Source organism: Pseudodesulfovibrio halophilus DSM 5663 (assembly GCF_059568665.1).
This window is the reverse complement of sequence record NZ_JCANTV010000014.1, coordinates 173964-194773: the sequence shown is the minus strand read 5'-3', so window position 1 is coordinate 194773 and position 20810 is coordinate 173964. Positions and strand designations below refer to the sequence as shown.

Sequence of the window (20810 nt, the reverse complement as noted above, 5' to 3'; positions counted from 1 at the left end):
GCGGACCATGGGGGTGGCGTGTCCGCAGGCGGGGATGGTACGGAGGTTAACTCTTGTCGTCGGGGGTTCCGTTGGCGAGCTGCGCTTCCAGCCCCTTGGCGTACTCCACGGCCTCGTCCAGCTTGGCCCTCAGGTCCTCGTTCTCGGCCTTGAGGGTTCTGGCGGTTTCGTTGGCACTGTCGAGTTTGGCCATCATGTCCGCCGTCTCGGCGGACATGGGGGGAGTGGCCGAATCGTCCTCGCCGGGCAAGGCGGCCAGTCCATCCTTGAGCAGGCGGTCGGCTTCGTTGACGGGGAGGGGGTGAACCTTTCCGGCGGCGTACTTGTACTCGCCGTCAAACAGGGTCGCGAGCAGCTTGACTTTTTTGGTTTTGGCCATGGCTACACCACCTTGTTGTACATGAACGCGCCGGGGTTCTTGGGCAGCGGCACCGGGCGGGATTCCATCAGGACGAACAGCGCGGAGGGGTCGTTCTCTTCGTACGTCTTGACGAACTTCTCGCAGGGGCCGGGGCACTTGAGGTCGTTGGGCAGGCCGAACTCGATGGAGTTGTCGGAGCTGCGGCTGCCGGCCACGGCATAGTCCGGGTGCAGCAGCTGCTTGGCCACGCCGTCCTCCTGATACGTGCCGCCGTAGACGTAGATGTCCACGCCGTTGACGTTGCCCTTGTACAGGCTCTTGACGCGGGGCGAGAGTTCGCCCACGTCAAGGCGGCGGTTGTCCAGCTTGTCGGCGATGCGGTCGCGGAAATGCTTCCACGCGTTGGTGCCCAGCACCACGGTATCCATGCCGCAGCTGGAGGCTTCGAGGATCACGTTGTACCAGTCCTCGAACTGGCCCTCGGGGTCGGCGCCGGGATCGGACCACAGGGCGGTGCCGGACAGGGCCAGCTTGTTGTCGGCGGGCATGAGGTAGTCGATGTGCACCTTGGCGTCTTCGCCGCTGAGCGTGATCTCGCCGGTCAGGGCCATGGCGCAGTACAGTTCGTAGGTCAGCTCCAGCCGGTCGTCGAGGTTCTTGAGATCGGCGGCCAGCTTGGCTTCGACGCGGTCCATCGGAGCGCCGGGGCTGCTGGGCGCGGTTCCCGGGACCTTTTCCTTGAGCAGGTCCACCCCGGAATAGGGGAGCTTGGGACGCAGCCGGGGCGCCTTGACGATGCGGCTTTCCCGAGACGTGGCGTCCACGACCTTACCGCGCGAAACCTCGGAGACGACAGGGATCACTTCCTTGCCGCCGACCACGAGCTCCAGTTCCACGGTATTGGTCTCAAGCGCATTGCGCCTGCTGAAAAACAGCTCCTTGAACAGTCCCGGGAAATGCGGGAACCGCTCCACCACACCCATCATGGTGTAGATGTCGAACGGGTTGTACGAAATAGTCATCGCGTCCTCCTAGATCACGAACAGGCCCACGCCGCGAAGCTGGGCGATGGCGGTTTTCTTCTCGGCTTCGGTGATGCCGTCGGGCCAGATCAGGCCGTCTTCAAGCATCTCGCCGTGGATGTAGACGGGTGCCGCCTCGTCGCCGGCCGCGGGAACCGTGACGTCCATGGCCAGAACGCAGACAGCGGCATCGCTGCCGTCCGCGGCCGCCGGATCGAGCTGCACGTGTTTGTCCTCGGCGGTGATCACTCCGAGCACGGTGCCGGATTCGAGCGTGTACTCGGCTCCGGTGGACTTGAGCTGCACGCTGTCCATGATGGGCTGATGGTCGCCCACGAGTTTTCTGACAACGCGGGATATGGATTCGACGCCGTAGTTCATGTCTCCTCCTAGCGGGTTGCGTGCTTGACCATGCGGTCGATACCGGCCTCGCGGGCCGCCTCTGCGTTGTCAGCGCGTGCGCCGCCCGGGTCCACGTTGTCCTGCATGGCGGCCTGCAGCCCCTGCAGGATGGAAGCGCGAGCGTCTTCGGGCTGCTGCGCGTCCGGGGCCTGCTTGGACGATTCCTCCCCGCTCTGCTGCGGCCCGTCCTTCTGCGGAATGATACCGAGCGCGGTGATCTGTTCAGCGCTCAGACCGGCACTGACGCAGGCCTTGATGCGTGCGCTTGCCTTTTCATCGAGCAGGGCTTCGACAATGCTCATGACGCGTTCGGTGGAATCGGTGGCGGCCTTGGTCACCGCCTCGTCCAGCTCCTTGCGAACCTTGGCCTGTTCGTCCTGACTGACGCTGGCCACGATTTCGCGGACCGCCTCGGGGTATTCGGCCCGCAATTCCTTTGCCGTTTTGCCCATGGTCTCCTCCTTGATGAGTTTGATGAGCTGTTCCTTGGGCATGATGCCCTTCACCAGGCCGAGTCCGAGAGCGTCCTCAGCTCGGAAAACTTGTCCGTCCGCCCAGTTGGCTGCCTTTTCCGCGGCCAGCCCCATGTTCCGGGCGACGGTCTCCACGAACAGGCGGTAGTTGCCGTCAAGGCTGGCCTGCATGCAGTCGCGCGCTTTCTGGCTCAAGGGTTCGTCGGGGTTGCCAAGCGCCTTGTATGCACCGGCGTGAAGCCAGGTAGGGGTGATGCCCACCTTGTCGTTGAACTTACTCCAGTCCATGTGCAGGCGGAGCACGCCGATGGAGCCGACCGAGGCGGTGGGGGCGCTGGCGTAGACGCGGCCGCCGGCGCTGCCTATCCAGTAGGCCGCGCTGGTCATCTGGCTGTTGGCCAGCGAGTAGACGGGTTTGAGCGCGTTCGCTTCGCGCAGGTATTCGCCAAGTTCGTACACCCCGGCCACGGTCCCGCCCGGGGAGTCCGTGTCGAGCAGAATGGCGTGGACCGAATCATCCTCCAGCGCCGCCGCAACGGACTTGCGAATGCCGCTGTACGACTGACGAAACCACGAGCGCGGCGAGAGGCTGCCCGTGACGGGGATCACGGCCACGCCGCCATCCACCTTGTAAGGCACCGTTTCCGCATCGCTTCCCGGGAAAACCAGCGACGCCGTTTCCTTGTCACGGACGGCGTGCAGGACTCCGGCAAGGGCGTCCTCGGTGATGGCCCACGACGAGCCGAACAGGTCGGTGGGATCAGGCTGCATTGTCATCTTCCTCCTTCAGACCGGCCTCATGGAGACGCTGTTTTTCGCGCTTGCGCTGGTCCACGGTGTCTTCCCAGTCCTGCCCCTGTTCGGCGGCCACGTCGGCCAGCGTGAAGATGCCGGCGTCAAGACCCTTGATGTAGGACACGACTTCCTTGACCGGATCCACGTAGCCCCGTGCCGGACCGATCCAGCGGGCGCGCGTCCAGAGCTGACGGGCCTCGTAGAAGTCAGGACCGGAGCCGGTGGACCACATGCCGCGCAGAAAGGCCTCCTCGATCACGCAGTTCCAGCAGATCTGGGCGAAGTGGGCACCGGCGTGGGCCCGGTAAATCTGGAACATGCGCCACGCTTCAAGCATTGCGGCGCGGGCGCTGGAATAGTTGGATTCGGAAAAGTCCTTGCTCAGGACCTCGTAGGGGATGTTCAGGCTGGCGCTCATGGCGCGCAGGACCACCTTGGAAAATTCCACGAAATTCGGACCGGGAATGTTGGACGAAAGCGTGCGTGCGTCGTCGCCCGGGCGGCCGTAGATGACCTGTCCCGGCGCGTATTCCTGCACCATGGGATATTCCTCGGCGCCGAAATCCTGCTGGCCTTCGAGCGCGGGCAGGGTCGGCGGGCCGCTCTGGGAAGAGATGAACACCGGGAACGACGCGGCGATGATCTGGCCGATGAGGCTGTAGTCCAGCGCCGTATCAAGCTGGCGGTGCAGTTTTGCGCCCGAGGAAAACACGCTGCGGCCGCGGTACATTTCCGGCTGGGTGTAGCGGTAGCAGTGGATGAAGCCGGGCCAGTGCCCGCGACGGGCGGGGACCCGTTCGAAGTCGGGTGAACTGAGGGTGGCGGCGGGCGTGCCCTTGGGCGGGTTGCCCACCCAGTACGCCACCGGGCGGCCGTCGTCGTCGATCTCCACGCCGTCGATGATGTCGGTTCGCGTCTGCATGTTTGCGGGCGTCGCCACGCGCTGGGGGTGCAGGTCGAGCAGGCAGAATCCGAAGGTCCTGCCGGGCGCTTTGGACATGCGCGGCAGGAAAACGGAGTCGCCGAGCGACAGCATGGTGGAGATGTTCATGAACTGCAGGTCGCCGAACGTGGCGAGTCCGCGGCTGTGGGATTCGGTCTGCCACAGCTCGAACGCGGCTTCCATGTCCGCCTGAATCTGCATGGCCTCGTCTTCGGGAATGCCGAGCAGGCGGTAGGGGAGGGAGGATTGTGCGCGTAGCCCCCGGCCGATGACGTTGGCGGCGGTGGACTCGATGGCTCCGGCCGCGAACGGGTCCGACTCCACGAGCTCCTCGGCCCGGCGCTGGATCAGGCTGCGCTCCAGAGCCTCTTCGTGGGGAGAGATGACATGATGCGGCGCCCAGCCGGTGTAGCCCGTGCCGTAGCGGCCTGCGGGGCGACGAACCGGACGGCGGCCGCGCGGACGAATTGCGGGAGATTTCAGCTTGCGAAAGCTCATCGCACGGGCCTCCCCGAAACGATGGTCAACCCGCCGGGCTTGCCGTCGAGCTTGTTCAGCTCGTCCTCGGCATAGTCGAGCATACTGCGCAGCCCTCGTATGCTGGCCAGCGTGTAGCTCTCGCCCTCGATCTCCACGGTCTGACCCGCCGCCACGCGCCTGAGTGCGCTCTTGTAGACGCCGATCAGCTCAACGAGTTCCTGTCTGGTCCATACGCTCATGCCCCGGAGCTTGATGCTCGTGGCCTGTGATTGTCACGGAACCCACGGAACACACGGAACCCATGGACGGAAATATGAGAAAAGAAAGGCCGGGTTCTCACCCGGCCGTTGGAAATGGCTTTTATGTGGCTTAACTACTTTCGGAGGCGGATTGTGCCATGGGTTTCATCAGGAATTCCACCGCAGATCCGGCTCCTCCAACCCCATCTGAGCTTGAACTATAGCCAGTGCATTGGGGCGAGAAGATGCACGATGCTGCCTGTACGAGAATCGTATCGGTGCTAGCAGTATCTCCGGCCGCATCCACAAGGGCCCTGTAGGTAATGAGAGCGTTGTGTCTATGTTTGTTCACAACATAATTGTGTTTGTGAGAAAAATAGTTGCGGGCACAGAAATAAAGCGAATAGGTGAGCACACCGAAAACCAATACTTTGCTAACGACCAACTGGACAGCCTCAAATGTAGAATCAGGAGTCAAGAATGGTATCTTATGAAAACCGAAAGTCAGAACTGCATATGAGATGAGAGCGCCCGCACAGAATAACGCGCGCTTATACCAAGTATTGGCATTACCAGCCTCTTCTGTCGCTGAGTCTTTAAAGAATTTCGCCTGCTGTGTAACTCCTTGCTCTGCAGCCGCTTCTTTGATTCGTTTAAGAACCTCGTCTGCTTCATTGCTCTTTGTACTTATTTCAACATTGACAGAATCCATCTCATTTTTGAGCTTTTGAAGGTATGCTAAAGATTTGGATTCTAACGCTTCGAAGTCAGCACTGCGGTGTAGAGAATATGAAATAAGAGGGCTAAGGCGTTGAAATATCCCAATGTAAGCATCGCGAACAGCGTTGATTAGTTGGTCGCGAGCATTCTCTCCAGCTGAAGCTTTGAATTCTAGTGCAGTGTTGAAGCGGTTTAGAGTTGCAGTCGTGTCTTGTATTACTATGTCAAGTTGTTGAGTAGGGAAGTCTTCAAGAGCAGAAGGGGACAGTTTTTTGAAAAAATCAACAAGGCGCTGGGCGTGTGGAACTATATCAGTCAGCGCCATCTCGCTTCCGAGTTGGTCCACTCTGGGCAAGGTTTGGACGTCAAACTGTTGCACCTCTATGAGACTTTTTTCGGCTTCTTCGAGTTTTGAGAGTTCTTCTGACATAGTTCGCTCCGCTTAGTTACATTCTACAGCTTCAATATTCGTCCACACAGTTCCGGTCTCACCGGCCGGACGGATCTCGCACATCCCGTCCCACGTGACGTCTTCACGGAAAACCTTCACACCGTCACGCGTGATCCCCACCAGTCCCGTCTTTGCCAGCTTCATGAAAGCGGCTCGATCCTTCTGGGAGATCATGCGCATCGCCTTGTCGAACAGTTCTTCCGAGGCCGCGAAGACATAGCCTTTCTTGGTGTAGCAGGGGCCTCCGGCAAAGGCCGAGGCCGAGAAGATGAAAAGAAGCGCCGTCGAGAGGAGCAGCGTTTTCATGGCAGGTCCGAGGCGGCCCGGTTTCGTGCACGGACGGGCAGGCCGGGTGCCTCGACTGTGCGGTGATCCAATCTCTTTGCGTTCGCCTGATAACGTATAGGCGGTAAAAAGTGGATACCCGCAACTTTGTTTTTTTTCAAGGGGTCAGCAGCCGATCCGCCTCCGCTTCTTGAACCGCTCCACATCCGAGAGCGGCACGCGGATGCCCCGGTTTTTGCCCACCCGGAAGGCCTTGGGGAACTCACCCTCGTTCAACAGTTCATAGAATGCGCTTTTGCCGATGTTCAGCATCTTGCAAACCGTCTTGTAGTTCAGAGCCGGATCCTCGTGCGTCATGATTACCTCGAAAACCAGGTTGGGCGCGTCCCCACCAGAGAACCTTGTCTGGCCGGGCGGGCTGTGGGTTGCTTGGGGGCGGAGCCGGGCCGCTTGAGGAAGGGACCGCCGAGCGCATACCATGCGGCTCTCGCGTACACCTCGCAGTCCCAGTAATGGTTGTCCTTGTGGTCTGGACAGAGCCAGACGCGCTTTTCCTCATCGAACCATTCTGCGCAGAGCTGCTGGGCGTAGTCCTGAGACGTGTCCGCGTGCAGGTGGAACATGCCCGGATCGCCCGGCTCGATGGCCATGGCCGCAGCGAGGTCGTTCTTGAAAAAGGTCGTGTCGATCTGCATCAGGCTCAGCCCGCCCGGGATGCGGCTCTTCGTGCCGGGGTAGTATTCGATGTCCGAATATTTGACCGGCGTGGCCGCCAGATACTGCTTGCCCTGAATGGGCATGATCTTGCCCCGGTGTCCGGCGCAATACTGGTAGACTTCGCGCGTCCGGTCTCCCATGGCATCGATGAGCGTCAGCCGGATGGGGTGCACGTTGCCGTCGGCGTCCCGGTATTCCGAGCCCCAGAGCACGGACGTCAGGTCCTCGAACGTAACGACCTGACCGGCGCGCACCAGCCAACTCTCCCAGTTCTCTCCGTAGGCAAACGCGCGTATGGAGTAGTAGAAACCGCGCTTCTGGGTGTCCACGCCGGCCACGAGTCCGGCGATCAGAGACCGTTCGCCTTCGGGCGTGGCGGGCACGCGGCCGCGTGGGCGGCTGTCGCACAGTGCCAGTATGCGGTCTTCGTCGCGTTGGATCTCATACTCCTGCCACGGCTCCGCCTTGATGGCGTTCATGAAGTGACGCAGGTGGGCCAAGCGCTGCCGGTTCTTTTTGTCGTTTCCCTTGAGGAACCAGTAAACGCATTCGGACAGGGAGACGAAGGTCGAAAGCCACGCCGGGATATGGAACGCCACGGACTTGGGTTCGGCCTGCCGCAGATGCTGCGTCAGCTCCATGCCCGTGGATTGCTCTCGCCACTGTCCGGCGCGGACCGCGCGGTCGCGAGCCGAATCATCCCAGAAACCGCCGCAGTGGGGACATTCGTACCAGGCAAGCGCCTTGTTCTTGATGACTTCGGGGTTTCGTTCGTCTTCGGGAAATTTGATCTGGTCGAAGGCCATGACATGGAACATGCCGCACTCGGGACAGCGCACCCAGAACTCGAAACGGGCCACCGCGTTGTTCCACGCCAGCCAGATCGGCCCGTCCTCGGTGGTCGGGGTGCTGATGCGCCAAACCTTCTTGTTGTAGCGGTAGGTCGTGGTGCGGGCCAGCGCCAGCGATATGGGGTCGGCCTCGTCCTTGCTGGTCAGGCGCGGATACTTGTCCACTTCGTCCAGCACCAGATAGCGGATAGGGCGGTTTCCGAGTCGGGACACCGACCGCGCCCACGCCATGTAGAGCGGCATGCCCACGAGCTTGAGCTTGATCCCGGTCTTGTCATGATCGCTGCCGGAGAGCAGGTCGCGGAGCTCCGGGGATTCCTCGAACATGGGAGTGATGCGTTCGCGGTTGTTGTCTTTGGCCGTTTCAATGTCAGGGTAGACAAACATGCCCGGGCCCGGGTCGAAGCTGGAGGCGTAGCCGATGCAGTTGTTGACGAATTCCGAACCGCCGACCTGAGGGGACTTGATGACGGCCACGTCCTGCACCGCCGGATGAAAGCTCGACTCCATGATACCGGTGAGGTAGGGCGTGCGCGAATTGCGCCATGGTCCGGGCTTCGAGCTCATCGACAGGACGCGGGCGTGCTCGACCCACTTGCTGATGGGTTCGCGCCGACGCTTGCGCATGACCTTTCGCACCTGATGCCCAAGGCCGAAACGGTGGCGCTGCGCCTCTAGGCACAGGGTTCGCACGGACTCGGGCAGCCAATCTGGCGGAGTGACCCGCACCCGGCGGACCTTGCTCTTTCCTTTCTGGGCGGGAACAGGTTTAAGCATCGCTGAAAATGACCTCCAGACTGCCGCTCGTAGCCAGTTGCGTCAGTTCCTCGTCAAGGATGGAGTCCAGCAGCTTCTTCAATTCGTGCTCACGCTCAAGGTCTCCGCGGACCGCCTCGATGAGTCTGGCCGCGTCATCCTGAAAGCGCTGCTTCACAAGCGATTCGATGGCGGTGACCACGCCTGCCATTTCCAGGTAGTGATCCTCGCGGGGGATGTGCTTGCCCTCAAGAATCTCCAGTTCCCGCGCCTCTCGCTGCTGCCGCTGTTCCTCCCGGAGCGTGCTGGCGATGAGCTTGCGCTGCTGCCATTCGTCCACCGGAAAATCGTCCGCTTCCTTCTCGGGAGGGACGTCAAGGGGCTTGAGGGTAGTGGCGTACTGGCGCAGCGAGGCGGGAGGGATGGTTTTGTCCGGCAGGACCTCCACGGTCCCGGCGCTACAGTCCTTGTAGAACTTGGACTTTCCTATTTTGTATCGGGAGCTCAGCCAGCGAAGAGCCTCGGCCTTGGTGAGGTGATCCGGTATGTCCATGCGTCACTCCTTGGGGTTCTTCGCGATTCATAGCGGCTGGGCGGGCTGAGACTCAACCTTTCCGGATGACTGTTGTGAAGAAAACAAAAGGCCGGCGATGCGGGAAGCGTCACCGGCCTGTGAGGGCGTGGGTATGAATTCGGCGGTCAATCGCCACCGGCGGTGGGAACGAGGTTGTAGAATACGCGGCTGGTTGGCGAAACCTGCACCACGCCGGGCACCTGTTTGAGGTGGCGGCCGAAGGTGTTGTGGCTTGGAACGGCGTCACGCTCAATGCCCTGTTCCTCACGACACCAGTCAACAAACCGTTTGTACAGGTGGATGGCCTGAGTCTTGAGTCGTCGCGGCATGGTGCCTCGGACGACGTCTACCACCTCGTAATGTGCGGCTATGAACTCTCGCACCAGTTCCCCCGGACCGTCCGACGGGCCATGGGGTTCTCCGGCGGGATCGCTCTTGGCGCTGAACAGGTGGCAGAACTCGGCGTACAGGCGTTTCACGTCCTCTTCGCAGCCATCGCCGAGCTTGGCGGTCTGCACGGCGGTATGCATGGCCTGAGCCCGAAGCGCTGGTTTGAGTCGCAATGATGCAGAAGGGATGGCTCCCGCGTGACCGGCAGCTTCGTATCGCCCCTGTCTGCGGATGGCGGGCAGCACCTCGGAAGTGACCCACTTGCGAAACCGCCTTGCTTCGGGCTTGCGGCTGGTGAAGATCAGGGCGTAAAGGCCGGACTCGGAAACGGCGGAGACTTTCTGGGAGCCGCCAAGGGTGTCCACTACTACCGACCCCCTTTCATCGTCTTCAAGTCGAGACACGGCATCGCGATGCTTCCCAATGGAGAGAACCCCACAAATATCCTTCGCCACGAACCACGGCTCGTCCTCGCGCATGACCACCCGCACCGCGTCGCCGTCAAAATCGAACGGAAGCACGCTACTCATGGGCAGCCTCCCTTGAACGGGCGACGGGCTTCTCTGATGTGGTGCAGAGGGCGATCGGTCCGAACTGTTCCTCGATGGCCTCGAAGGTCTCCGCAAGCCTGTTCCAGTGCTTGTCCACCATTTCGCCCAGCAGAACGCGAACACTTTCGACGTCTGCCTCGCTGCCCCGCAGGGTGTCCCCGAGGCATTGCAGCGGCTGGATCAGGCCGTACAGATACATGTCCAATGATTGAAAACGGTGGTGCGGGCTGTCGTAGATGTCTTTTTCGCCCATGGTGGCAACTCCTGTTGTTTGCTAATGACTCCTTTCGATATGAAAGAAGCCGGGAGTTAGCACCTCAACAGGCGAGGCTGGGTACTTTAGGCCGAAGCCCTGGACATATCCCCACTCCCGGCAAAAAACAGGTCTGGATGCACGTGCCCAAGGAAGGGCACAAAAAAACCGCGTCTGACGGGGTGGCGGTGTCCGCCTGTTGGAGTTGCTACGCTCCGTAGCAAACAACTCGCCACAAACCGTCATGGATGTCAAGAGGGAAGGTTCAGCCGTCCTGCATAGGACGATTTTGCCCCTCAAGCTTTTGATGACAGTGCTTGCAAAGAATAGCGTCCTGTCGAATCGCTTCACGACAGAAAGGGCATCTGTATGTGGGTGGGCCTGTCGTGCTCGGTTTCTTGGCAATCATTGCGCCTATGAGGCCCCAATCGTTCGAGCCGCCCCCAAATTTTTCCGCAACGGTCGCATCGCCATGACTTCTTGTCCATAGAGGTGGACCCCCAAACCAGTATCCAAAGCCCGCATGTGAGCACCGAGAGCAAAAGGTGAAACAGATGATTTGGTGTGTGCCGTGTGATTTTTACGTGGTCTTCACATTGCGGGCAGTATGCCGTTGAAGATTCAATGCCCATGGTTACCTCCGTGTTGATTCATTAATCCGTCACCCCTTAGTTCTTGTAATACTGCAACTCCACCCCTCTCGTCGCAAACTGTATTCTGGCTGTATGCATTTGAGGGTTGGCGCGCCCCATGAGCTTGAATGGGGATATTTGGTTAGGCATCAGTGTCGTCAGTTCAAGATAGGAATAGTCGGAAGTGATGAATTCATCATTAGAGTTGAAAAAGGATATCAGCACCTTCACGTACTCAAGCCTTCTCCCGGAGATGTTCTTGACTCTCCCGTTGACGTGAAAATACCTGCCTTCTGTGAACCACTCCCACGAAAGCAGTTCAAGGTCGCTGCTGGCTATCCTCGCTTCTCGCCGACGCTTTTCCGCCAGCTTTTTCTGGTAGTGCTGCGTCTTTTTGGCGTAGAGAGGCTTGTCGAAAAGCCGGGATAGTTCCCGGTAGGCTAGATAATTGTCGAGAACATCACTTGCGGGAAGGGCTCTTGCCTTTCGGTAGAGTTGCTTTTCCAGTTTGGCTCTCTCCTGCTCCCACCGTTTCTGGACGTCCTTGTCTTCTGGCAGCAGGAAGCGAAGCTCATCCAGATCGTCCACCCGCTTCTTTGCGGAGGGGGTGTTTGCAATCCGCTTCCGAAGAAAACGAATGCGCTCGGCAGACTCTTGCTGCCAGACACCATGTACCTCTGGGTATTCCTTGGGGTCCGGGTACTGTTGGGTGATAGTATCCCGCACAAGCCGCGCCTTTCCTGCGGCAAGCTCTTTCCCGATATTGTCTATGAATCTTGTACGCTTACTCTGACCATGGTCTTGCTGCGAAAAAGACGCGTCCGTGGCTTCACGGGGCTCGTCGCCGAACAGTTGTGGTGCAATAAGACTGAAGGTGAAAAAGGCCACCAACAGAAGAAACCCGACTATCCGCATGACACCTCCCACGTCGATTGTGTGAAAAACGCATGGAAGATAGAATAATGCGTATTGCTTGGCAATCCGAATTCGGGGGTGCCCGGTCAGGTGGGGTTATTGCTGTTCCGATTCAGCCTGTTCCGTCGGTGTCGGATCGGCGGTATGGTTGGGGGGAGTGTCGTTTTTGCCGTTACGCCGGGTGATGAAAATACCGACAACGGAAGCAAGCGTTGCGCCGCAGAGAACGACGCCCCATCCGGGATGTCCTGCGTGGATGGAATAAGTCCCGGCCGCTATGGCCATGGTGCAGAAGAAAAGCGCGAACCATTGTCCGCGAGCTTCGGCTTTGCGTTCGTCTCGGACATCGCTCGTCTGGGCCGAGACAACCGTGGATTCGATTTCGTGGCGGTGGCTTTGTTCCTTTTCGGCCATGGCGATGATGCGTTCGGCCGTGCCGGGAACTATTTGCTCATAACGGTTCAGGGTCTCCGGGTCGGGGATCGGCCCTTCGTAGTGAGTTACCTGCTGAGCCATCATCAGGGAGTGTTGTCCCTCGCCGCTCGAAGATTGAGAAGACCCCGCCCCGCCTTTCTGGACGGTGGACGGGGCCTTTTGGGTCTTTTGCTTTTTGTTACGATTAGACATGATGTTGCTGTCGTATTGCTTTCCGGATGTCGTTGCCGACCTTCTCGTAGTCTGCTCGAAGTCTCTCGCCATCGGACAGGCTGAGCCGTTCGGCCGCCATCTTGTCAAGCTTGACTCGACTCGGTCCCTTTTTCCTGTGTGCAAGGACAACCATCCCGCCAAGTGCGGCAACGAAAAATCCTAACAGGTTACGGGTAGGCATGGAATCACGCTCCAGATTATGCATGAAAGTTGTGTGTGACGTCCAATGACTATCAAGTAAAGCACAAATTCGAAGGGAGTCAAGTCCGGTTTTCTGTGGACACTTCGCACGCTATTCGTGCGTCAGCGTCATTTCCCGCTTCTCCACGATCAGTTCCGGCCAATAGAATTCGATGACCTCGAAGACGCGGACCGCCAGGGAATCAACTTCCGCAGCCAGCTCCGGGTTCTCGCGGATCCACCGCGCGTCAGTCAGTTCCACCCACTGCATCGACCTGTCGGGCAGTGAGCAGAGCTTGACCGGGCAGCGTGGATAGAGTTCGCGGAAACGGATGAGATCGTCAGCCAAAGCGTCGCCCATGAGGCGCCGGACGTCCTCGACAGCCTGACGAAACTTTTTCTCTTTCGGAGACTCTTCTGGATGAGAGGACGAGAGAGCGACGCCGGCCTTGCGCACTCCCGCCTTACGTTCAATGATGGCGCGAAGTCCCGGTGAAAGGGCTGCGGAAACCCATGCGGCGATGTCTCCGCCATGGTCAGCGAAATATTCGCCCGGATCTTTTCCTTGCGGCACCGGCCACCGTTTGACCCGGCCGCCGTACGTGGCTTCCCACCACTCATATGCTTCACGGGCCACGCGCTCTTCGGCGTCCAGAGCCACAAGGATGCGGCGAGCCTGCAACAGCGCTTCGTGCATCTCGCTGTCGGGCTTGATCTTGACGGCCGTCATGGCGCAGACCCCTATGCCGGGACCGCATCGTTCAGCCACGAGGTAGGCGTCGAGCTCGCTCTCCACCACAACGAAGACAGGGGAGTCCGGATTGATCAGAACCGGACGGTTCTTGCTGCCGTCCACCATGCAGTATTTGGGGCCGCTTTCGTCATCTGCGCGACGGATGCGCAGGCGGATAAGTTCGTCGCCGGCAAAGCGGCATAGGACAAGCCCCTTGCGGATCATCAGCTTCCGTTCGCGTCCGTCCTCCCAATACTTGGCCGGGAGTCCCCACGCCGCCCTGGGGCGATACGCGCGCTTCGGGTTCCAGCCGATGGCGAACCGTTTGACCGCATTGGCATCCAGACCCCGCTGAGATGCCAGCCATTCCAGCACGTCGGGATGATCCCATATCTTGCGGCGGCAGAACTCAAAGAATTTGTACGCCTGACGCTGCCACCTTCGACGGGGAGATTCCCCCGGCGAAGGCGCCCATACCTGCCGCTTCGGGCGAGGCTTCCGATCCGCCGGTTCCATTGGCTGGTCGGCAGCATAGCGGTCGCGAAAGGCGCGGAAGCCATCACCGGAATCCTCGTCCATGCCGTTCACCACGTTGAATACGCCGATCAAATCGGAGCTGTGCTGACATCCATGGCAAACTGCGTCGTCACGGTCCGGGTAGTAGCGGAATGCGCCAAGTGTTTCCTCGCCGTGGAAAGGGCACCGGGCAAGGATGTAACTCCCGCAATCCTTGGAGTCCCGAAGGAGCCCCATGGACACCGACCGGCAGCCGTCCGGGCCGAGCCAATCAAGGGCCTTACCCATTGCCGCCCCCCCTTACCTCATAGGATTTCCGCGCAGAGGTCTGGTTCCTCGACCTTTGAGACCTTGGGGTGACGATTCTCACCGCTGGAGTCACTCGAAAAAGTGACGTATTGTTGGTGCGTTGCGGATTTGAAGTGACCTTGCAGACCCTTTTGCCGTGATTTTTCCCTCTTTTGGCTCTCTTATTATTAATAAATGATTTCCCTTTTCTTCTGAAAAGGTCTCTAAGATCATTAGAGTCAAAAGAAGAAAACAAAATCAAAGTCTTTACAGCTGCTTGGAGATTGCTGCCGACAATGACCTTTCTGTGACCATCGGTGATCCTATTCATCATGGACGGCCTTCCAGTAGTCTTCGCTCACAGTGAAGCCGAGGTAGTGCACCACGCTCGACTTCTTCGAGTCCGTCTTGCTGATTCCGGGCGTTCGCTGCACGAAAGCGGTCATCTCCCGGCCCCACTTGTTGGAGCTCCACAGGTAGCGTTTCTGCTGTACTCCGGACTCAAGCGCCCAGACCTTGAACGCCGTGTACAGATCCGAGGACTGGATTCTGCTCTGTTCGTTTTCGACACACACCTCGCGGAAGAACTTGAGGCAAATGTCCACTTCATCCCGGTAGCCTGTGGTGGCTTCCTTGACGGCCTGGCTCCATTCAAGATGGCCGTCGGCCTGCCACTTCTGACAGCCGTCAACGATCCATCGCAGGATGCCGGGCAGCTCTTGCGTCAGCTCCAGCTTCAACTTCGGGTTGTAGGGGCGTTCGAAACTCTGCCGCGGATTTTCCACGAATGAGAGGTTGAAGGGGACCACCCGGCAGCGTGACCAGAACGCGGTCTCCTTGGCCGAAATGCCCGGGCGATGGTTCGTCAGCAGGAACAGGGAGTGTGTGGGTGGAAACTTGATCGGTTCCTTGGCGTGGGGAGCGCGACACCAGACCGTATCCCCGCCGGCAAGAAACTTGACTGCGGCAGCGCTGAATCGTCGGTTTTCCTCGGTCTCCGATCCCCATATGACGCGCTTGCCGTAGAGATCGTATAATGATGCTGACGGCGCGTCCGGATTCTTGGGCACGCCACGATCGAGCAGCATTTCGGACTGGATCGGCGAGGCGTAGTCACCCAACACCTGAAACAGCGTTTCCAGCATGGTGCCCTTACCGTTCTGGCCATGCTCACCGTAAAACAGATGGAACCGGTTGATGTTCGCCAAGCCAGTAATGGAGTAACCGAATACCTTCTGAATATATTCGATGGTCTCCACATCACCGTCGAATATTTCGAGAAGGAACTGTTCCCAGGTATCGCACTTTGCGTCCGGGTCATACTCGGCTGGGCTGGCAGTGCGGATGTAATCCTGCGGTCGCCCCGGCTCCAGCTCGAAGGTTTCGAGGTTGATGACGCCGTTGGCGCAGGCGAAGCGCAGCGGGACTTGATCCCACTCCCCGTGGAACAGGAAGTCGTCCATGGTCTTGGCCAGCGAAATGATAGATCGCTTGCGCGTGATCTTCTTGAGAGAGTCGGCGCGGCTCTTGAAGCGCTTCTCCCATTTTTCGAGACGATCACATTCATCACCGTCGCTCGTTTCTTGCCGCCGCTTCTGGTATCGCCACATGGCGCGGGTCCATTCCTTGACCAGATCGCGAGTGCACGAGAGGACCTGTTCGCCGTAAAGCCGGCGCCATGAATGGTCCTCAAAGCGGTACCATGCGTCCTCGCGGTAGTCGTACACAAGACGACCCTCGAAGATCCTCCGGAACAGATCGGCGTCACCGTCCTGATCCTCCCAGAAGCATTGCTCATAGAACCGATCGGTGATTGGCTCTTTGCCACTGGGATTCGCACTGCCAAACTCCCGCTGCTCGTTTTGAGCGCGCTCAGTGACAGCTTTCTTAATTTCTTCTGGGTGTTGCGACTGAGAGTTAGGCATGGGAGAAGTCTCCAGAGGTAACACAGGTGGGAAGGGCGGTTACACGAAAGGCACTACGGAAAACGCGATTCCATTTTCCATTCCATTTCGGAGATAGCCCCGCGCGAGAAACCCGAGATGAGAGCGACCCCTGCGGGCTCTTCGTGGCGAAGGACCCGTAATGCCTAGAGGCGGCACTCTCGGCAGAGTGACCTTTTGCGAAGTCTTTTAAAGAAAGGGGGGAGGGGGGAGGGCATGCGGCCAGCCCCCTGTTCGAAGTGGATGCGGTCGCTACCGCGCCCGCGTTTTTCTCAGGTGCTGTGCAGAGGCGTAAGGCTAATGGGGCGAGATTTGGGTAGCTATAGGGTAGCCCAAAAAAAAGAGGCCACATGCAGTAATGCATGTAACCTCTTGAAATTTGTGGCGCGCCCGGGAGGATTCGAACCTCCGACCTACGGATTCGTAGTCCGGCACTCTATCCAGCTGAGCTACGGGCGCGCAACGGAGGTAATGTCTACGGACGGAAGCCCGGATCGTCAAGCGTTTTTTGAAAAAAGTTCACACTTCTTCGTATTCGATCCTGTCGATTCCGGTGAGGAGCTTGTAACTGCGCGGCTCTGCGCGGATCATCACCGCGCCGTCCTCAATGAAATCAGCCATGTGCGGATGCCGCAATTGAAAGATTTCCCTGAGCCGTTCTTCCTCCTGAGGGGCGATGGCCTGATGTACGGCGGTAACGGTAAGGGCCTTGGCCTGGTCGCGCCTCCCGGGCAGGTCGTCATCCCGGCTGTCGATGAGCAGGCTCAGCCTCGGGTCGGCCCGCAGGTTAACCCATTTCCCCGTGTCCGGATGCGTATAAAGGATGAAGCAACCGGTCTCAGGGTCGCGCACATAAGCCATGAGCGAGAGATGGGGGCTCTGCTCTCCGTGGGTGCCCATGACGCATATATCCTTGGCCGTGGCGAGATCGATCATGTCCTGATTCATGTAGACTCCTTATTCTTCGTGCAGAATAAACGAGTTACGGAAAAAAGTGCAAGCGTGCTTGCAATTGATCTTGTGCGGGGGCAAAGTGGAAGCCATGAATTGCAACAATCTTCTGCGGAAGATCGAATGCGCCGAGGGGTTGCTCATGGAGCAGGCGCGCGAGAATGTTGCGGAAATCGGGGTTGCCTGGACGGGTGGAAAGGATTCCACGGCGGCCCTGCTCCTGTGGAGGGAGGTTCTGCAGCATTTGGGGGGCGGGCCGGTCCGCGCAGTCTGCGTGGATACGGGCTTCAAATTTCCCGAAGTCGTCCGTTTCCGTCGCGAGCTCGCGAGGAGATGGAGCATCGACGTCCACGTGGCCGAACCTTCCGTGGATACCGGGACCTACCCTGTGGCTACAGATCCGCTTCAATGCTGTCGCGACCTCAAGGTCGAGCCGCTTCTGCGCGCCGTCTCCGAGACAGGTCTCAAGGCGCTGATCACCGGAATCCGGCGTGACGAGCACCCCGACCGTGCCGGTCGCTCCGCAGTGGAAGAACGCACCGGGCCGGACCATCGCCTGATCAATCCGATTCTGGACTGGACCGAGACGGACGTCTGGGCATTTCATCACCTCGCGGATCTTCCGCATTGCGAATTGTACGCCCGTGGCTACCGTTCCCTCGGGTGTGTCCCGTGCACCGAAAAAGCCGGAAGCGGAGGGGAGCGAGCCGGCCGCGATTCCCGCAAGGAGCGGGTTATGAACGAGTTGACCGCGCTGGGGTATTTCTAGTTTCGGTCAAAAAGACTCGATTGGTATAGGAATATGAAATATCAATACATTCTTGAACCGGGTTGTATTTTCGGGTAAGAAAGACCATTACTCGAATATCACCCTGTGATCTGTGTGATTTCGATTGAGGCAGAGGCTATATCCGACGGTTTTATCCGGTGAAGGGGAAACACGGGTTGCGGTGCCGTGCGGATATAATGAGCCAGAGACCCCTAAGTAAGAGGTGTTCATGACCAACTTGCTGCTTTCACTCATCCTGTTCCCGATCGCAGCCGGTGTGGGGTGTTACGTTCTGAGAATGAGCGTGGCGCGGACCATACTGGTCGCGGCCACCGCAGTAGTGGTGACCGTTTCCGCGGTCGCTCTGATGGGGCAAGTCCCGTCGACTGTGGTGTTGGGAGATGTGATGGGACTGGAGTGGGGCGCGATAGTCGCGGTGGCCGACTTCGCCCTTCTCGCAACGGTCCTTTATTTCGGTTTCAAATTCAAAAACGTGCTGGTGCAGGCGTTCACCGGAACGCAGCTGGTTCTGCTGGCCGTTTTTGAGTTCCTGATTCTGGACCACGATGCCGTCACGGTACCTATTGCCGCTGACAACCTTTCTCTCATTATGGTGCTGGTCATTTCCGTGGTCGGTTCCATCATTTGCCTTTACGGACTTCCGTATATGAAAAGGCATGAGGCACATCAGAATCTCGCAAAGTCCAAGCAGCCGAGATTCTTCCTGTTCCTGGTGCTTCTCATCGGCGTGATGAACGGACTGGTGCTGACCAACAACATGCTGTGGCTCTATCTCTTCTTCGAGATGACCACGTTCTGTTCCTTTATCCTTATCGGGCATGATGAAAAATTGGAGTCGCCGCGCAACGCGCTGCGCGCTCTGTGGATGGGCAGCGCCGGGGGGCTTATGCTGCTCAGCGGAATCGTCTGGCTTTATGTGCAGACCGGTTCTCTGGACATCCAGAACATCATCGCCACCGCCGACTCTTCCGGTCCCATGCTGCTGGCCGTCGGGTTGGTCTGTATCGGCGGATTCGTCAAGGCCGCGCAGATTCCGTTCCAGAGCTGGCTGCTGGGCGCAATGGTCGCCCCGACTCCGGTCTCGGCACTGCTGCACTCTTCCACGATGGTCAAGGCGGGCGTCTACATCGTGCTGCGCTTTGCGCCCATCTACGAGGGAACCTTCCTCGGCTACGGCATAGCGCTCTGCGGCGCCTTCACGTTCGTGGCCTGCGCCGCCATGGCGGTGGGGCAGAGCAACGGCAAGAAGATTCTGGCGTACTCCACCATCTCGAACCTCGGCCTGATCATCGCCTGCGCGGGCATCAACACGCCGCTGGCAATGACCGCCGCCATCATGCTCATCATCTTCCACGCCGTCTCCAAGGCGCTGCTCTTCCTGTGCGTCGGCACCATCGAGCAGGCCATCGGCAGCAAGGACATCGAAGACATGCGCGGTCTTTACGCAACGCATCCGCGCACGGCGCTCATTACCATTATAGGTATTGTCAGCATGCTTCTGCCGCCCTTCGGCGTGCTCATGTCCAAGTGGATGGCTCTTGAAGCCGCCTCCGGCAACATGGTGCTGATCATCCTGCTGGCGCTCGGAAGCGCGGTGAGCGTGGTCTACTGGGCACGCTGGGCCGGAATCCTCATGGGCTCCCGTCCCTCCGACGCGGCCCCGGAAAAGCAGCCGCTGCTGATAAGCGCGCCGCTGATGCTCCTGTGCCTCATGGCCGTGGGCTTCAGCTTCCTGGCTCCGCCCATCTACAGCGCATGGGTCGCGCCCATGTTTACCCAGGCTCCGTTCTCCGTGCATTACGGCATGTTGAACTCGGCCATGGGCGGCTTCATGGTCTACCCGCTGTTTATCGTTGCGGGGCTTGGCCTGCTGTACATCATTCGCCGCACCGTCAAGGGCGGCGGCATCAAGGAGTCCCGTCCCTACATGGGCGGCGCCAACATCGGCGAAACCGACTTCAACGGTCCCATGAACGTGGCGGTGCCCTATGCCGCCGGAAACTATTATCTGGGCGAGCTCTTTGGTGAAGAGCGGCTGACCTTCTGGGTCAATGCGGCCGCCTGCGCCCTGATCGTGCTGATGATGGGAGGTGCTCTCTAATGGAAGCAATAGTTCTTGCTCTCATCGGACTGGTGCTTGCCCCGGTTCTCGGTGGTCTGCTGGCCGGTGTCGACCGCCGCGTGACCGCATGGATGCAGTCCCGCAAAGGGCCTCCGGTCATGCAGGCCTTCTATGACGTGGCCAAGCTCTTCGGCAAAGAGTCCATGGTGGTCAACCGCTGGCAGATCTTCTGCGCGTGGACCTACCTGCTGGGCGCCGCGCTCTCCGTGGCCCTGTTTTTTGCCCAGGCCGACCTGCTGCTGATCTTCTTCGTGCAGGCGGCTGGGGCCGTGTTCATGGTAATGGGCGCGCTGGCGGCCAAGTCTCCGTACAGTCAGGTGGGCGCACAGCGCGAGCTGGTGCAGATCCTGACCTACGAGCCGCTGCTCATTCTGGTCTTCGCGGGCATGTACCTCGTGACGGGCAGCTTCAACGTCGGCGTGATCCTCGATCACCCCGAGCCGCTCATCGCCAAGATGCCGCTGCTGTTCATCGTGCTGACCTACGCCCTGACCATCAAACTGCGTAAATCGCCTTTCGACTTCTCCACCTCCCACCACGGGCATCAGGAGCTGGTCAAGGGCGTCACCACGGAATACGCGGGCCCGTTCCTCGGACTCGTGGAAGTGGCTCATTGGTACGAAACCATTCTGGTTCTCGGCATTATCGCCATGTTCTGGTCCACAAGCATCGTCTGGTGCGCCGCTCTGCTGCTGGCCACCTACTTTGTCGAGATCGTGCTCGACAACGCCACGGCCCGCATGACCTGGCGCTGGATGCTCAAGTACGTCTGGAGCATCGGCCTGCTGATGGCCGTCGTGAACCTCATCTGGCTGAACGCGGGGTAGCT

The 20810-nt window shown here is 59.3% G+C and carries 21 protein-coding genes and 1 tRNA gene; 3 read left to right on the top strand and 19 right to left on the bottom strand.

Translation table 11 applies throughout. The annotated features are described in order from the left end of the window. Positions 1-46: 46 nt before the first annotated feature. The 19 genes from BR24_RS14395 to BR24_RS14305 form a co-directional block, all read right to left on the bottom strand. Positions 47-379: a hypothetical protein gene (locus BR24_RS14395; RefSeq protein WP_496542173.1), complete on the bottom strand. Its 333-nt coding sequence runs from the start codon at positions 377-379 to the stop codon at positions 47-49. A gap of 2 nt (positions 380-381) precedes the next feature. Then, entirely contained in the window at positions 382-1383 is a 1002-nt protein-coding gene (locus BR24_RS14390) for a major capsid protein (protein WP_496542172.1), read from the bottom strand. A 9-nt stretch (positions 1384-1392) separates the two neighbouring features. Next, complete coding sequence (locus BR24_RS14385; protein WP_018125709.1) at positions 1393-1764, bottom strand: head decoration protein; 372 nt, start codon at positions 1762-1764, stop codon at positions 1393-1395. 8 nt (positions 1765-1772) lie between these two features. After that, positions 1773-3029, bottom strand: coding sequence for a S49 family peptidase (locus tag BR24_RS14380; RefSeq protein WP_496542171.1), 1257 nt, complete (start codon positions 3027-3029; stop codon positions 1773-1775). Beyond that, positions 3019-4494 carry a phage portal protein gene (locus BR24_RS14375; protein WP_496542170.1) on the bottom strand — a complete coding sequence of 492 codons (1476 nt, stop codon included), beginning with the start codon at positions 4492-4494 and terminating at the stop codon, positions 3019-3021. Before BR24_RS14375 ends, BR24_RS14380 begins: the two co-directional genes overlap by 11 nt. Next, positions 4491-4715 (bottom strand): DUF6148 family protein, encoded by a 225-nt coding sequence (locus tag BR24_RS14370; RefSeq protein ID WP_496542169.1) that lies wholly within the window; start codon positions 4713-4715, stop codon positions 4491-4493. The genes BR24_RS14375 and BR24_RS14370 overlap by 4 nt, the downstream gene beginning before the upstream one ends. A gap of 130 nt (positions 4716-4845) precedes the next feature. After that, positions 4846-5865 carry a hypothetical protein gene (locus tag BR24_RS14365; protein WP_496542168.1) on the bottom strand — a complete coding sequence of 340 codons (1020 nt, stop codon included), beginning with the start codon at positions 5863-5865 and terminating at the stop codon, positions 4846-4848. A gap of 12 nt (positions 5866-5877) precedes the next feature. After that, a complete protein-coding gene (locus BR24_RS14360) occupies positions 5878-6192 on the bottom strand; it encodes a hypothetical protein (RefSeq protein WP_496542167.1) in 315 nt (104 codons plus the stop codon). Between the two features lie 144 nt (positions 6193-6336). Beyond that, on the bottom strand, positions 6337-6528 hold the full coding sequence (locus BR24_RS14355; RefSeq protein ID WP_496542166.1) for a helix-turn-helix transcriptional regulator: 192 nt from the start codon (positions 6526-6528) through the stop codon (positions 6337-6339). A 2-nt stretch (positions 6529-6530) separates the two neighbouring features. Then, positions 6531-8516: a terminase gpA endonuclease subunit gene (locus BR24_RS14350; protein WP_496542165.1), complete on the bottom strand. Its 1986-nt coding sequence runs from the start codon at positions 8514-8516 to the stop codon at positions 6531-6533. Beyond that, positions 8509-9048 (bottom strand): hypothetical protein, encoded by a 540-nt coding sequence (locus BR24_RS14345; RefSeq protein WP_496542164.1) that lies wholly within the window; start codon positions 9046-9048, stop codon positions 8509-8511. The genes BR24_RS14350 and BR24_RS14345 overlap by 8 nt, the downstream gene beginning before the upstream one ends. Positions 9049-9194: 146 nt before the next feature. Next, positions 9195-9989 (bottom strand): BRO-N domain-containing protein, encoded by a 795-nt coding sequence (locus BR24_RS14340; protein ID WP_496542163.1) that lies wholly within the window; start codon positions 9987-9989, stop codon positions 9195-9197. Next, a complete protein-coding gene (locus BR24_RS14335; RefSeq protein ID WP_018125719.1) occupies positions 9982-10263 on the bottom strand; it encodes a hypothetical protein in 282 nt (93 codons plus the stop codon). The genes BR24_RS14340 and BR24_RS14335 overlap by 8 nt, the downstream gene beginning before the upstream one ends. Before the next feature lie 668 nt (positions 10264-10931). Then, positions 10932-11810 (bottom strand): FxLYD domain-containing protein, encoded by an 879-nt coding sequence (locus BR24_RS14330; RefSeq protein ID WP_496542162.1) that lies wholly within the window; start codon positions 11808-11810, stop codon positions 10932-10934. A gap of 96 nt (positions 11811-11906) precedes the next feature. Then, entirely contained in the window at positions 11907-12509 is a 603-nt protein-coding gene (locus BR24_RS14325; protein ID WP_496542161.1) for a DUF2335 domain-containing protein, read from the bottom strand. A gap of 241 nt (positions 12510-12750) precedes the next feature. Next, complete coding sequence (locus tag BR24_RS14320) at positions 12751-14175, bottom strand: hypothetical protein (protein WP_496542160.1); 1425 nt, start codon at positions 14173-14175, stop codon at positions 12751-12753. Positions 14176-14498: 323 nt separating this feature from the next. Then, the gene (locus tag BR24_RS14315; RefSeq protein WP_496542159.1) at positions 14499-16100 is read right to left on the bottom strand and encodes a DNA primase family protein; all 1602 of its coding nucleotides are present in this window, start codon (positions 16098-16100) and stop codon (positions 14499-14501) included. A gap of 400 nt (positions 16101-16500) precedes the next feature. Beyond that, positions 16501-16577: transfer RNA gene (locus BR24_RS14310), tRNA-Arg, on the bottom strand. Between the two features lie 60 nt (positions 16578-16637). Continuing rightward, a complete protein-coding gene (locus BR24_RS14305) occupies positions 16638-17066 on the bottom strand; it encodes a pyridoxamine 5'-phosphate oxidase family protein (RefSeq protein ID WP_496542158.1) in 429 nt (142 codons plus the stop codon). A gap of 94 nt (positions 17067-17160) precedes the next feature. Between BR24_RS14305 and BR24_RS14300 the strand changes: the two genes are divergently transcribed. The 3 genes from BR24_RS14300 to BR24_RS14290 all read left to right on the top strand — a co-directional run bounded on the left by BR24_RS14300 (position 17161) and on the right by BR24_RS14290 (position 20808). Continuing rightward, the gene (locus BR24_RS14300; protein ID WP_496542192.1) at positions 17161-17838 is read left to right on the top strand and encodes a phosphoadenosine phosphosulfate reductase family protein; all 678 of its coding nucleotides are present in this window, start codon (positions 17161-17163) and stop codon (positions 17836-17838) included. A 229-nt stretch (positions 17839-18067) separates the two neighbouring features. Then, entirely contained in the window at positions 18068-19960 is a 1893-nt protein-coding gene (locus tag BR24_RS14295; protein ID WP_496542157.1) for an NADH-quinone oxidoreductase subunit 5 family protein, read from the top strand. Then, positions 19960-20808 (top strand): respiratory chain complex I subunit 1 family protein, encoded by an 849-nt coding sequence (locus BR24_RS14290; protein WP_496542156.1) that lies wholly within the window; start codon positions 19960-19962, stop codon positions 20806-20808. Before BR24_RS14295 ends, BR24_RS14290 begins: the two co-directional genes overlap by 1 nt. Positions 20809-20810 lie beyond the last annotated feature (2 nt).